Annotated in this window: 12 protein-coding genes; 11 read left to right on the forward strand and 1 reads right to left on the reverse strand. The window is 69.1% G+C overall.

Annotation, left to right across the window (positions count from 1 at the left end; genetic code table 11):
* Positions 1-62: 62 nt before the first annotated feature.
* The 7 genes from Q4I23_RS24000 to ptsP all read left to right on the forward strand — a co-directional run bounded on the left by Q4I23_RS24000 (position 63) and on the right by ptsP (position 6,536).
* Positions 63-1,715, forward strand: a complete 1,653-nt coding sequence (locus tag Q4I23_RS24000; protein WP_498527881.1) for a stimulus-sensing domain-containing protein — start codon at positions 63-65, stop codon at positions 1,713-1,715.
* A gap of 152 nt (positions 1,716-1,867) precedes the next feature.
* Positions 1,868-2,314 carry a hypothetical protein gene (locus Q4I23_RS24005; RefSeq protein ID WP_454016845.1) on the forward strand — a complete coding sequence of 149 codons (447 nt, stop codon included), beginning with the start codon at positions 1,868-1,870 and terminating at the stop codon, positions 2,312-2,314.
* 155 nt (positions 2,315-2,469) lie between these two features.
* Positions 2,470-2,985: an HPr kinase/phosphorylase gene (locus Q4I23_RS24010; RefSeq protein ID WP_498527882.1), complete on the forward strand. Its 516-nt coding sequence runs from the start codon at positions 2,470-2,472 to the stop codon at positions 2,983-2,985.
* Positions 2,982-3,905: an RNase adapter RapZ gene (gene rapZ / locus Q4I23_RS24015; protein WP_498527883.1), complete on the forward strand. Its 924-nt coding sequence runs from the start codon at positions 2,982-2,984 to the stop codon at positions 3,903-3,905. Before Q4I23_RS24010 ends, rapZ begins: the two co-directional genes overlap by 4 nt.
* Positions 3,906-4,026: 121 nt before the next feature.
* Positions 4,027-4,428 (forward strand): PTS sugar transporter subunit IIA, encoded by a 402-nt coding sequence (locus Q4I23_RS24020; RefSeq protein ID WP_114860323.1) that lies wholly within the window; start codon positions 4,027-4,029, stop codon positions 4,426-4,428.
* A gap of 4 nt (positions 4,429-4,432) precedes the next feature.
* The gene (locus Q4I23_RS24025) at positions 4,433-4,774 is read left to right on the forward strand and encodes an HPr family phosphocarrier protein (RefSeq protein ID WP_145629264.1); all 342 of its coding nucleotides are present in this window, start codon (positions 4,433-4,435) and stop codon (positions 4,772-4,774) included.
* Positions 4,764-6,536: a phosphoenolpyruvate--protein phosphotransferase gene (ptsP, locus tag Q4I23_RS24030; protein ID WP_454016848.1), complete on the forward strand. Its 1,773-nt coding sequence runs from the start codon at positions 4,764-4,766 to the stop codon at positions 6,534-6,536. The genes Q4I23_RS24025 and ptsP overlap by 11 nt, the downstream gene beginning before the upstream one ends.
* A gap of 60 nt (positions 6,537-6,596) precedes the next feature.
* Here the strand turns inward: ptsP and Q4I23_RS24035 are convergent, their stop codons facing one another.
* Positions 6,597-7,553 (reverse strand): LysR family transcriptional regulator, encoded by a 957-nt coding sequence (locus tag Q4I23_RS24035; RefSeq protein WP_498527884.1) that lies wholly within the window; start codon positions 7,551-7,553, stop codon positions 6,597-6,599.
* A gap of 174 nt (positions 7,554-7,727) precedes the next feature.
* Here Q4I23_RS24035 and Q4I23_RS24040 point away from each other — a divergent pair, with 174 nt between their 5' ends.
* The 4 genes from Q4I23_RS24040 (at position 7,728) to Q4I23_RS24055 (ending at position 12,854) form a co-directional block, all read left to right on the forward strand.
* Positions 7,728-9,140: an MmgE/PrpD family protein gene (locus Q4I23_RS24040; RefSeq protein ID WP_498527885.1), complete on the forward strand. Its 1,413-nt coding sequence runs from the start codon at positions 7,728-7,730 to the stop codon at positions 9,138-9,140.
* A gap of 322 nt (positions 9,141-9,462) precedes the next feature.
* On the forward strand, positions 9,463-10,965 hold the full coding sequence (locus Q4I23_RS24045; RefSeq protein ID WP_498527886.1) for an ABC transporter substrate-binding protein: 1,503 nt from the start codon (positions 9,463-9,465) through the stop codon (positions 10,963-10,965).
* Between the two features lie 67 nt (positions 10,966-11,032).
* Positions 11,033-11,989 carry an ABC transporter permease gene (locus tag Q4I23_RS24050; protein WP_498527887.1) on the forward strand — a complete coding sequence of 319 codons (957 nt, stop codon included), beginning with the start codon at positions 11,033-11,035 and terminating at the stop codon, positions 11,987-11,989.
* A 1-nt stretch (position 11,990) separates the two neighbouring features.
* Positions 11,991-12,854 (forward strand): ABC transporter permease, encoded by an 864-nt coding sequence (locus Q4I23_RS24055; RefSeq protein WP_247894918.1) that lies wholly within the window; start codon positions 11,991-11,993, stop codon positions 12,852-12,854.
* Positions 12,855-12,911 lie beyond the last annotated feature (57 nt).

Here is a 12,911-nt window from a genome sequence, read left to right on the forward strand (position 1 = left end):
GCGTCAGATGTGTATAAGAGACAGCCCCCGGAACCGCGCCGCGCGCCGCGTCCAGGCGCCGGGTGCGCGGCGTGCCGTCGCCGCTGACCCTGCGGATTCTCGCCGTCAACGTGCTGGCGCTGCTGCTGCTGGTCGGCGCCCTGCTCTATCTCGGCCGCTACCAGGACCGACTGGTCCAGGCGGAGCTGGACGCGCTGGAGACGGAGGCCCGCATCTTCGCCTCCGCGCTCGGCGAGGGCGCCGTGCAGCGGGCCGCCGACGAGCCGGAGCTGGGCCAGGAGAGCTACGAGCTGTCGCCGGAGCTGGGGCGCCAGATGATCCGCCGGCTGGCGCTGGCGACGGAGACGCACACCCGGCTCTACGGCCCGGATGGGCGGCTGCTGTCGGACAGCCGCGTGCTGACCGGCTCGCCCGGCAAGATCGAGATCCAGGAGCTGCCGCTGCCGCCCTCCGGGGATCCGGCGTCACGGGCGGTCAACGAGTTCTACGCCCGCTTCATCGACGTGGTGCCGAGCCGGGAGAACCTGCCGCTCTACCGCGAGCCGCCGGGCCACGCCGCCGAATCGGCGGCCCCGCCGCCCAACGTGGAACGCGCGCTGGCCGGCGAGAACAGCGCGACGGTGTGGCGGCTGGCCTCGCCGGTCGCCCGATCCAACCTGCTGCTGACGGTCGCCGTTCCGGTACAGCGCTACAAGGAGGTGCTGGGGGCGGTGCTGCTGTCGCGCAGCGGCACGGTGATCGACGAGGCCATCCGGTCGGTGCGCACCGACATTCTGCGCGTCTTCGCGGTGGCGCTTCTGGTCACGGTCCTGATGTCGCTCTATCTGGCCGGCACCATCGCCCGGCCCATCCGCAAGCTGGCGCAGGCCGCCGACCGGCTGCGCACCGGCCACGGGCGCCACACCGAGATCCCCGACTTCACCCGCCGCGGCGACGAAATCGGGGAGCTGTCCGGTGTGCTGCGCGACATGACGGCGGCGCTGTGGGCGCGCATGGACGCCATCGAGCGCTTCGCCGCCGACGTCGCCCACGAGATCAAGAACCCGCTGACCTCGCTGCGCAGCGCGGTCGAGACGGTCAGCCGTATCCAGGACCCGGCCCGCCGCGACAAGCTGATGGCGATCATCGCCGACGACGTGCAGCGGCTGGACCGGCTGATCAGCGACATCTCCAACGCCTCGCGCCTGGACGCAGAGCTGTCCCGCGCCGCTCTGGAACCGGTGGACATCGGCGCGATGCTCCGCACGCTCGCCGACATCCACCACACCACCGCGGAGGACGAGGAGGACGAGGGCGGGGCGGAGGCCGTGCCGAGCGTCGTCATCGAGCCGCCGCGGGGAGGGTCGCTGACCGTGAAGGGGCTGGAGGGGCGTCTGACCCAGGTCTTCCAGAACCTGATCGCCAACGGCTTGTCCTTCTCGCCGCCCGGCGGGCAGGTCCGGCTGGCCACCCGACGCACCCCGGACGGCGCGGTCGAGGTGACGGTCAGCGACGACGGCCCCGGCATTCCGGAGGGCAAGGAGGAGGCGATCTTCGAACGCTTCTACACCGAGCGGCCGGCAGGCGAGAAGTTCGGCACCCATTCCGGCCTTGGCCTGTCGATCTCCAAGCAGATCGTCGAGGCCCACGGCGGCACCATCCGGGCCGCGAACCGTCTCGGCCGCGATGGGGAGACGATCGGCGCCGTCTTCACCGTGCGCCTGCCCCGCCCGTGAGGGATTTCCACATGGCGGATGCGGCATAGTTGCAATTTGAGAAAAGACGTATGGACAAAGTCGTGGGTGCGGCGGATGCTCGATTACGGTCATTCCCGCGCCTGCGACGGCTGGCCTTTCAACAACCGGACGTCACCAACCGGAAGAGGGCCATGTCCGACATCCAGCCCGACCCCATGCCATTCGCACCGTGCCGGACCGACGAAGCCGCCTTGGCCCCGGTCGCACCAGCCTCGGCCAGGGTGATCGACTTCCGCCGCTATCGGCTGGCCCGCCTCATCAACGACGCCAGCGTCCAGCAGGGCGAGCTGGCCCGGATGATGCGGGCATCGGCCAACGAACGGACGCAGCTGGCGGAGGCGCTCCAGGGCGCCCAGCGGCATCTGGCGACCATCGCCGACAGCTACACCCATCTGCTGACCCGGCTGGCCCGTGAGAAGGATTTCCGCACGGCCTGCCAGGAGGCAGCGGAGTTGGACGATCTGGACGAGATGATCCGCCGGCGCGACGCGCTGGCCAGCGAATTGGCGGACATCCGCCGTACCGTCCGGCCCGGCCTGCGCATCGGCTTGACCGCGGGTTGCGACCGGCCGGCCTGAGGCCGGAACTCGCGCGGCTGTCACCGTGGCTCAGCCGGGTTATGGCCGGAGCACGGCGGTCGCGCCGGCGCATTCGAGGCGTATCGGGCGGGAAAAGGATGCATTTTCGGCATCCCATTGACAGAACCAGCGGCACGCCTCACCTTCGCGGGATCATGGTAACGATTCACGGCACCTGCGTCCTGGTCGGCACATGGAATGACGGCCATGGAAACGGCGGCAGCGGCGGCATACGGAGCGGCGGCGACCGCAGCGAAACGCCCGTCGGCGTGCTGCTGCGGGGGCCGTCGGGCAGCGGCAAGTCCGATCTGGCCTTGCGGATGATCGACGCGGGGGCGCTGCTGGTTGCCGATGACCAGGTGGAACTGCGCGTCGACCAGGACAGGCTGATGGCGGCGGCGCCGGCGGCTCTGGCCGGTCTTCTGGAGGTGCGGGGCGTCGGCATCATGCCCCTGCCCGCTGCCGCGGAGGCGGAGGTCGGGCTGGTCGTCGATCTGGTGCCGCGCGACGCCGTGGAGCGTCTTCCCATGGAAGAGGCCGCGGATCTTCTCGACCGGGCCGTCCCGCGCCTCGCCCTCTGCCCCTTCGACGCCTCGACTCCGGCCAAGCTCAAGTTGGCCGCCGCCGCGGCGCGGGCCGGCTCGCTGGGAAAGGTTCCGAACCTGCCATGACCGACCGCCATTCCCCGGAAAACCTGCTGACGGAACGGCCGATGGGCCCGGACGGTCAACTCGTGCTGGTCACCGGCATGTCCGGAGCCGGTATGTCCGTCGCCTTGAAGGCTCTGGAGGATTTGGGCTACGAAGCGGTGGACAACCTGCGCCTCTCACTGGTCCCGGCGCTTCTGGAGCAGGCGGACCCGCGCAAGCGGCCGCTGGCCCTGGTCATCGACAGCCGCACCCGCGACTTCTCCGCCCACGCCATGCTGGAGGAGGTCGAGGCGCTGAAGGCCCATGCCGGATTGGACGTGCGGCTGGTCTTCCTCGACTGCGGGGACGAGACGCTGCAGCGCCGCTTCACCGAGACGCGCCGCCGCCATCCATTGGCCATCGACCGCCCGGTTCCGGACGGCATCCAGCTGGAACGCACCATGCTGCTGCCGCTGAAGCAGCAGGCCGACGTGACCATCGACACCACGCAATTGTCGATCCACGACCTGCGCCGCATCCTGGCCGGCAACTTCCAGATCGGGGCCCAGGCGGCGCTCCAGGTCTTCGTCACCTCCTTCTCGTTCCGGTTGGGGTTGCCTCGCGAGGCGGACCTCGTGTTCGACGTACGCTTCCTGACAAATCCCCATTATGATCCGGATCTGCGCCCGCTCACCGGCCTGGACCCCCGCGTGGCGGCGCGCGTGGAGGGCGATCCGGATTTCGCCGACTTCTTCCGTCATCTGACGGAACTGTTGCAGCCGCTTCTGCCGCGCTACAACCAGGAGGGCAAGAGTTACCTGACCATCGCGGTCGGCTGCACCGGCGGCAAGCACCGGTCGGTGTTCGTCGCCGAACGGCTGGCCGCTTGGCTGGGCGGGCTGGGGCTGAAGGTCGGGATCAGCCATCGGGAGTTGGACCGGCAGGCCCCGCGCACCGGCTGACCGCTGAAGGTTGGCCAGAGGGGTTGAGCCAAGGGGCGGATTGATCCGGATAAGGGATCGTTCATAAGTGCCGCAATAAGAATGTGGCTTCGGGGGAGGCTCCAGAATTGAAGGATGTCCCATGATCGGTATGGTTCTGGTAACCCACGGGCGCCTCGCGGCAGAGTTCATCGCCGCGCTGGAGCATGTGGTGGGTGAGCAGCAGCAGGTGCGGGCCGTGTGCATCGGCCCAGACGACGACATGGAGCAGCGCCGTCAGGACATTCTGAACTCCGTGGCCGACGTGGACGACGGGTCCGGCGTTGTCGTGCTGACCGACATGTTCGGCGGGACTCCATCCAACCTCGCCATCTCCATCATGGACAAGGCGAAGGTCGAAGTGATCGCCGGCGTGAACCTGCCGATGCTGATCAAGCTGGCCAGCGTCCGCCGCCAGGAAACGCTGACCCACGCCGTGACCGCCGCGCGGGAGGCCGGACAGAAATACATCAACGTCGCATCCTCGCTGCTGTCGGACGGGTGACTCGATGAGCGTTCCAGACGACAAGACGCCCGCCCAGGGCGCTTCCGGCGTTGACGGGCGGACTCCGGAGAGAAACCCCGAAATCTGCCAGACCGTCACCATCTGCAACCAGCGCGGCCTGCACGCCCGCGCGGCTGCGAAGTTCGTGAAGCTGGTCGCCACCTTCGATTGCGAAATCGAGGTGCGGCGCGGCGAGACACAGGTTTCGGGCGAATCCATCATGGGCCTGATGATGCTGGCCGCCGGCCCCGGCACCTCGGTGGAGCTGTACGCCTACGGCCGCGAGGCCGAGGACGCCATGGCCGCTCTCGTGGATCTGATCACCCGCAAGTTCGATGAAGACTGACGTTCCGGCCGCCGGCCAGGGGCGGTCGTTGCGCGGGCTGGGCGTTTCGCCCGGCATTGCCATCGGCCCGGCCCACGTGGTGGAGAGCGGCGCCGTCCGCGTTCCCGAATACACGCTCGCCGCCGATCAGGTGGAGGCCGAGGCCGCGCGCTTCGCCGATGCCTGCGGCAAGGCGCGCCGCCAGATCCGCAAGCTGAAGGCCAAGGCGCTGACGCTGCCCGGCTCCGCGTCGGAGGAGATCGGCTTCCTTCTCGACGCCCATCTGGCGATGGTAACCAACTCGCGCCTGACGCGCGGCGTCGAGCGCCGCATCCAGCAGGAGCTGGTCAACGCCGAGGCCGCGGTCCAGGCGGAGATCGCCACCATCGCCCAGACCTTCGCGAGCATGGAAGACAGCTACCTCGCCGGGCGAATCGCCGACGTGCGCGAGGTGGGTCGGCGCCTGATCCGCAACCTAATGCGGCACGAGTATCAGGCCTTCTCCATGCTGAACCCCGGCGCGGTGATTCTGGCCGAGGAGCTGACCCCGGCGGACACCGCCCTGCTCGACCCGCGCCGCGTCGCCGGATTCGCCACCGTGCTCGGCGGCGCCGAGGGGCACACGGCGATCATGGCGCGCTCGCTGGGCATTCCGGCGGTGCTGGGCGTCGGTGGGCTGCTGGCTGGGTTGAAGAATGGGATCACGGTCATCGTGGACGGGGTGCAGGGTCGCGTCATCATCGACCCCACCCCAGAGGTGCTGGAGGACTACCGGCAGCGCCGCGCCGAGCGCGAGCGCGAGCGCGAGCAGCTGAAGGGCCTGCGCAAGCTGCCGGCGGTCACGCGCGACAACACCGCGGTGACGCTCCAGGCCAATCTGGAGCTGCCGCGCGACCTCGACCACGCGCTGGAGAACGGGGCGCAGGGGATCGGGCTGCTGCGCACCGAGTTCCTGTTCATGAACCGCGACCAGTTGCCGGACGAGGACGAGCAGTACACCGTCCTGCGCTCCATCGTGGAGGGCATGGGCGGGCGCACCGTCACCGCCCGCACCATGGATGTCGGCGGGGAGAAGCTGGCCGGCTGGATGGCCGGCCGCTACGGCGAGCCGGCGAACCCGGCGCTCGGTCTGCGCGCCGTCCGGCTGGGCCTGCGCGAGCCGAAGCTGCTGGAGACGCAGCTCGCCGCCATGCTGCGGGCCGGCGTCCACGGGCCGCTGCGCATCCTGCTGCCGATGATCTGTTCGGTCGCCGAGGTGCAGCGCGTGCGCGAGATGATGGGCCAGGTGGCCCGCCGCCTGCGCCGCCGCGGCGTCCCCATCGCCGATCCGCTGCCGCCGGTGGGGGTGATGGTGGAGGTTCCGGGCGCGGCCCTGTCCGCGGACGCGCTGGCCTACGCCGCCGACTTCTTCTCCATCGGCACCAACGACCTGACCCAGTACACGCTGGCCATCGACCGCGGCGACGAGCAGGTCGCCTCGCTCTACGACCCGCTGCATCCGGCGGTTCTTCGCCTGATCCAGTTCACCATCGAGGCGGCGTTGCGCGCCCGCATCCCGGTGTCGGTCTGCGGCGAGATCGCTGGCGACGCGCGCTACACGGCCTTGTTGTTGGGGCTTGGCGTGCGCGACCTGTCGATGGTCCCGCCGGCCATCCCCCTGGTGAAGCGGCGCATCCGCAAGCTGGACCTTCAGGAAGCCACCCGCCGCGCCCGCGTCATCATGGACCAGAGCGACAGCGGGCGCATCGCCGCCCTGCTGGACGACTTCAACGCCGTCGGCTGAGGCACCGCTCGAAGGAAGAACGGCGTCCGCGCAACTCCATCGTTGCCGCGGACGCCATTCTCACCGCCCGATCATGGGCTTCAGCCAGGGCCAGGAGATGAACAGTTCAGTGAAGTAGCCTTGGGTGAGAATGCCGCGGCCGACCTTGTGGATGCGGGCCGGAAGCGCGCCGAGCTCCCCCTTGCGGGCGATCACGAAGATGGACCGGCGGAAGCTCGTGGCCGGAAAGGGCAGAACCCGCAGGCGACCCAGATGCTGGCGGCTTTTCACCAGCGCGGTCGGCGGAAGCAGGCTCCACCCCATCTCCTCCGCCACCATGGCCATCATGGTGTCGACGGCGTCGAACGCGAAGCTGCGCGGGATCTCCATGCCCAGCCGGCGCAGATGCTGGTCCACCATCCGGCCGAGGCTGCTGTCCGCCGTGTTGCGGATCAGCGGCAACGCCTGCGAAAGCGCGCGCAGCCCGGCCTCGTCGGCGACCTCCGGCGCGTTGCGTGGCACCAACAGCACGAAGGGCTCGGTGACCAGCCGGGCGCTGTCCACCTGATCCATGTCGTCGAAGGACTCGTTGGTGAAGATGACGTCCAGGCGCCGCGCCATGAACTGCTCCCGCAGTTGCCGGCTCAGCCCCGCCGCGATGCTGAAGGAGGGCACGCCGTCGCGCAGTTGCTGAAGCAGCCGCGGCATGAACGGGGCGGCCAGCGTGTCGATGCAACCGAGCCGCAGCTCCGGCACGAAGGGCGCATCCTTGCCGCCGATCACCGCCGGCAGTTGGCGGGCGTCGTTCAGGATGCGCTTGCTCCAATGCCAGAGCCGGTGACCGGCGGCGGTCAGCGCCATCGGGCGGATGCTTCGGTCGAACAGCTGCGTGGCGAAGGCTGCTTCCAGTTGACGCACCACATGCGACACGGCCGATTGGGTCAAGCCCAGTTGGCCCGCCGCTCGGGTCATGTTGCCAAGCTCCGCCACGGTCACGAACACTTCGAGGGCGTCGAGGTCAAAGTCGCGATGGCGCATGGGGCGAGCGGGCTTCGTCTTCCGGCGGTCGTGGGGCAGGTCCCGATGGAGACCCGGGTGGCGGCGCATTATGAACGCAGTTCATCCTCACCATGAAAGTCATTTCTTGACGTGACGGGACGGAACGGTCGTGGGCAGCCTCGCGGGGTCGTCATCCCTTGCGAGCCTCCCATCATGACCATCCCTCCCCTCCCCTCCATCACCGCCGACCAGCCCGCGACCCAGCCCGCCGCCCGACTCATCGGCCATTGGCTGGCCGGTCTGGAGCGCGCCGGCATTCCCGACGACGTCGCCGCGGCGGCCCGCGCCTGCATCATCGACACGCTGGGCGTGGCTCTGGCCGGAGTGGGCACCGACACCGCCCGCCTGGCGCGGGAGGAAGCGCTGGACATCCATGCCGCCGGCCCGTCCACCCTGCTGGGAGGTGGACGCCTCAACGCCGAAGGGGCCGCCTTCGCGAATACCGCCGCCGCCCACGCACTGGATTTCGACGACAACTCCTATGCCGGATTCGTCCATGGGTCGGCCGTGGTGGTGCCGACCGCCCTGGCCGCGGTGGAGGCGGCCGGAGGCACCGGAGCCGATCTGCTGACCGCCGTGGTTGCCGGTGCGGAGGCCGAATACGCGCTGGCCATCGCCCTCGGCAACGGAGTGTATGAGGCCGGCTGGTGGACCACCGCGCTGTTCGGCGGCGTCGGCGCCGCGGCCGCGGCCGCCAAGGCCTTCCAGTTGGACGGCGACCGGGCCGCCGACGCCATTGCCTTTGCGCTCTGCGGAGCCGGCGGCATGCGCGCCTGCTTCGGCACGGGCGCCAAGCCGCTGCTGGCCGCGCAGGCCGCCGCCAACGGGCTGCGCGCGGCGCGTCTGGCCAAGCGTGGCGGGGCCGTTCCGCACGGCGTGGTCGAGGACCCGCGGGGCTTTGCCCGGTTGGTGGCGCAGGGCCGCTTCGATCCCACGGCGGTGACGGCCTTGGGCCGACGGTGGCACCTGCTCGACCCCGGCATCGACACCAAGGCCTATCCTGTCTGCCTCTCCTCGCACGCGGCGGCCGACGCAGTGCGCGACCTGATGACGGAGCACCGGCTGGCTCCGTCGGACATCGCGGCGGTGCGCTGCGTCGTGCCGCCCGTGGTGGCCGCCAACCTCACCTACGACCGCCCGGCCACTCCCGGTGAAGCCCGCTTCAGCCTGCCCTTCGCGGTGGCCTGCGTGATGCTGCACGGCGACCTGACTCTGGATCACCTGACCGCAGCGACGCTGGCCGACCCGCATCTGTGCGCGGCCATGGAGCGTGTGAGCATGCGGCCCGACCCCGGCTGGAACGCCGATCCCGAGCGGGCACGGCTGGCCCCGGAAGGCGCCGCTGTGACGGTGGAAACCGTGACCGGACGTGCGTTCCGTCGCTTCTGCGCCTCGGCGCGCGGCACCGTCGCCCGGCCCCTGTCGGCGCAGGAGCATGCCGGGAAGTTCCATGACTGTGCCGGACGCGCCATGGGACCGGAGGCAGCGGCGCGGCTCCATCGGAAATTGCTGGATATCGATGCGATGCCCCGGCTGGACGGGCTTCTGGACGGCTCGATCGGCTGACATGCGGGGCAACAGCATACGCCTGCATTCATGGTCCCTGCAAAATTCATTCATGGTGCTGGCGAGGCGCCCATAATCCAGCCTAATTTTTGAGCAAGATTGTCAGTCCAACGAACGGAATTTTACGAGCAAATTCCGGGCTTCAGCGGTGATCGAAAATCAGGCACATGGTCCGCGACACCATATTTGCCTAATTTATGGGCATATCTTGCTCCACCGAACGGCACGACCTTGGCCTTTCCGCCCATGACGGGTCTGTGAGAGCGTCGAGGCAACAGGAACCAAGGTCCACAACGGACCCCGCAAGCAGAGAGGCTTCATCATGGTGAAACGGTTGGTGGCACGGGCGGTGCTCTCGGCTTTCCTCCTCTCCGGCACCGCGCTGTCCGCGCACGCCGCCGGCACGCTCAAGGTGGCGGTGGATTCGAACCTGAACACCCTCGATCCCGCCAAGATGAAGGGCGGCCAGGAGTATGTGGCCGCCTACCTCCTCTTCAACGGCCTGACGGCGATCGCCGCCGACATGACGCTGAAGCCGGACCTCGCCGAGCGCTGGGAGCACAGCGCCGACCTCAAGACCTGGACCTTCTTCCTGAAGAAGGGCGTGAAGTTCCACAGCGGCCGCGAGATGGACGCCGAGGACGTCCTCGCCACCATCACCCGCATCCAGGACAAGGCGACCGGCTCCACCGCCCGCGTGAACTTTGAAATCGTGGAGTCGATGAAAGCGGTGGATTCCCACACGGTGGAATTCACGCTGAAGTCCCCCTATTCCGGCTTCGCCGAGCTGTTCGGCGAGCGTCAGGCCCGTATCGTGCCGCGCGACGCCCTCGACACGCTGGCCTCCAACCCGGTCGGCACCGGCCCCTTCCAGTTCGTCTCCTTCGCGCCCGGCGACCGCATGGTGGTGAAGCGCAACCCGACCTATTTCGAGCCCGGCCTGCCCAAGCTGGACGAGGTGGTGATCCGCATCCTGCCCGAGACGGCCAGCCAGGTGGCGGCGCTGACCACGGGTGAGCTGGACCTCGCCTGGAACCTGCCGCCGGAGGCGGTGGACAAGGTCAAGGCGACGTCCAACCTGAAGGCCGAAGCCGTGCCGACCTCCACCTGGGACGGCGTGATCATGAACGGCACGACCAAGCCGTTCGACGACGTGCGCGTCCGCCGCGCGGTGGCGACGGCGCTGGACAAGCAGGCGATCACCCAGATCGCCCTGTTCGGCTACGGCACGCCGACCCATTCGCCGATCCCGCCGAGCCATCCCTACTTCAACAAGGACCTGCCGATCGCCAAGGGCGACCCGGCCGCCGCGAAGAAGATGCTGGCCGAGGCCGGCTATCCCAACGGCTTCGAGGTCACGCTCTACACCCCGGCCGGCCGCGCCACCCGCGAGCGCCTGGGCCTCGCGGTGCGCGAGCTGCTGAAGCCGGCGGGCATCACCGTCAACGTGCAGCGCGTGCCCTTCGACGTCTTCCTGAAGGACATCGAGGGCAAGGCGGGCTTCTACATCGACGGCTTCTTCAGCCGCCCGACAATCGATACCTCGGTCTACCCCTGGTACCATTCGCGCGGGTCGTGGAACGCCGCGCTGTGGAACTACGCCAACCCGGCGATGGACAAGCTGCTCGACGGCGCCCGTCAGGCGTCCAGCGAGGAGGAGGCCAAGAAGCTGTACGGCGAGGTGCAGGCGCTGGCCGTCCAGGACGCGCCCGGCGTCATCCCCTACGTCATCAACCACGTCAACGGCGTGAGCGCACGGGTGCAGGGCTTCACCTCCCACCCGATGATGTTCCTCGACCTGCGCAACGTTTCGGTCGGCCAGTAGAGCCGTCGACGGCGTCGGGAGCGCCCGCCGCGCTCCCGACGGCCCCGGGCCAAGGGAAGCTCTCTTCATGCTCCTCTACACACTCACCCGGCTGGCCTATCTGGCGATGGTGCTGGTCGTCATGTCGATCCTCGTCTTCCTGGTGACGCAGGCGATGCCGGGCGACGTCGCGTCGATGATCGCCGGGCAGTTCGCCTCGAAAGAGGTGATCGACGCCATCACGGTCAAGCTCGGTCTCGACCAGCCCCTGATCGTGCAGTACGGCCGCTGGGCCGCCGGCATCCTGCAGGGCGATCTCGGCCGCTCGCTGGTTCTGGAGCAGCCGGTCGCGCCGATCCTGATGGAGGCGCTGAGCCGGTCCCTGGTCCTGGCGGTGGTGGCCCTGGCGGTGGTGACGGTGATCGGCATCGGCGCCGGCGTCCTGGCCGCGGTGCGCCGCGGGCGCATGGCCGACCAGATGGTCTCGGGCGTGTCCTATCTCGGCATCGCTGTTCCCGACTTCTTCTGGGCCATCGTCCTGGTTCTGATCTTCGGCAGCTACCTGAAATGGTTGCCGACCGGCGGCTACGCGCCGCTCTCCGACGGCTTTGTGCCCTGGGCGTCGCATCTGGTCCTGCCGGTCGTCACGCTGGTGCTGATGCTGATCGCCCGCATCGCGCGGCTGACCCGCTCCAGCATGATCGACGTCCTGCAGACCAACTACGTGAAATACGCCCGCGCCAAGGGCCTGCCGGAGAAGGTGGTGATCGTTCGCCACGCGCTGCGCAACGCGCTGCTGCCGACCATCACCGTGCTGGCCATCGATTTCGGCCTGATCCTCGGCGGCGTCGTGGTCATCGAGACGGTCTTCTCCTTCCCCGGCATGGGCCGGCTGCTGCTGTTCGCCATCCAGCGCCACGACCTGCCGCTGATCCAGGCGACCATCCTGATCATCTCGACGGCCTACTGCCTGGCGAACCTGGCGGCCGACCTGCTCTACGCGTTCGTCAACCCGAAGATCCGCCATGGCATGGGGAACGCCTGACATGACCGCCGCGAGCCAAACCCCCGCCGCGCGCCCCCGCTCCGTGCCGAAGCGCTGGCCCACCTCGCTCGTCCTTGGGATCGCGCTGCTGGCGCCGCTGCTGGTGGTCGCCGTGGCCGGGCCCTGGTTGGCCCCCTACCCCTACGACGAGATGAACATCATGAGCCGGCTGCAGCCGCCGGGGCCGGACTTCTGGTTCGGCACCGACGAGTACGGCCGCGACGTGTTCAGCCGCACCCTCGTCGGCACGACCAACTCGCTGGTCATGGGCGTCGCCGCCACCGCCATCAGCCTGCTCGTCGGCGTGCCGCTGGGGCTGGTCGCCGGTTACGGCCGGGGCCGGACCGACGAGATCATCATGCGCTGCATGGACGTGCTGATGTCCTTCCCGCCCATCCTGCTGGGCATCCTCGTCCTGGCCGTCACGCCGCCGGCCCTGTGGAAGGCGGTCGTCGCCATCGGCATCGTCTACGTGCCGCAGGTGGTCCGCCTGACCCGCGCCATCACCCTGGAGCTGATGCAGGAGGAGTTCATCACCGCCGCCCGGCTGCGCGGCGAGAGCACCGCCTACATCCTGTTCCACGAGATCCTGCCGAACATCTGGCCGCCGCTGGCGGTCGAGTCCAGCCTGCGCGTCGTCTTCGCCATCCTGCTCGGCGCCGCCCTCAGCTTCATCGGCATGGGCGCGCAGCCGCCCTCCTCCGACTGGGGCCTGATGATCAGCGAGGCCCGCCCCTTCGTCGAGCAGGCGCCGTGGATCGCGCTGTGCCCCGGCCTCGCCATGGGCATCACCGTGATCGGCATCAACCTGCTGGGCGATGGACTGCGCGCCGTGCTGGACCCCCGCAACACGGGAGGACACTGACCCCATGACCGCTCTCGTGCCCCTTTCCGCCGCCGCCTCCCCCGACCCGACCCTGTC

This window comes from Azospirillum sp. UFLA03-27, from assembly GCF_059803775.1.

Coding starts and splice junctions, on each gene's coding strand:
- Q4I23_RS24010 (WP_498527882.1), top strand. CDS start 2,470: ATGGTAACGATTCACGGCACCTGCGTCCTGGTCGGCACATGGAATGAC.
- Q4I23_RS24055 (WP_247894918.1), top strand. CDS start 11,991: ATGACCGCCGCGAGCCAAACCCCCGCCGCGCGCCCCCGCTCCGTGCCG.
- Q4I23_RS24035 (WP_498527884.1), bottom strand. CDS start 7,553: ATGCGCCATCGCGACTTTGACCTCGACGCCCTCGAAGTGTTCGTGACC.
- Q4I23_RS24045 (WP_498527886.1), top strand. CDS start 9,463: ATGGTGAAACGGTTGGTGGCACGGGCGGTGCTCTCGGCTTTCCTCCTC.
- Q4I23_RS24040 (WP_498527885.1), top strand. CDS start 7,728: ATGACCATCCCTCCCCTCCCCTCCATCACCGCCGACCAGCCCGCGACC.
- Q4I23_RS24050 (WP_498527887.1), top strand. CDS start 11,033: ATGCTCCTCTACACACTCACCCGGCTGGCCTATCTGGCGATGGTGCTG.
- Q4I23_RS24005 (WP_454016845.1), top strand. CDS start 1,868: ATGTCCGACATCCAGCCCGACCCCATGCCATTCGCACCGTGCCGGACC.
- rapZ (WP_498527883.1), top strand. CDS start 2,982: ATGACCGACCGCCATTCCCCGGAAAACCTGCTGACGGAACGGCCGATG.
- ptsP (WP_454016848.1), top strand. CDS start 4,764: ATGAAGACTGACGTTCCGGCCGCCGGCCAGGGGCGGTCGTTGCGCGGG.
- Q4I23_RS24025 (WP_145629264.1), top strand. CDS start 4,433: ATGAGCGTTCCAGACGACAAGACGCCCGCCCAGGGCGCTTCCGGCGTT.
- Q4I23_RS24020 (WP_114860323.1), top strand. CDS start 4,027: ATGATCGGTATGGTTCTGGTAACCCACGGGCGCCTCGCGGCAGAGTTC.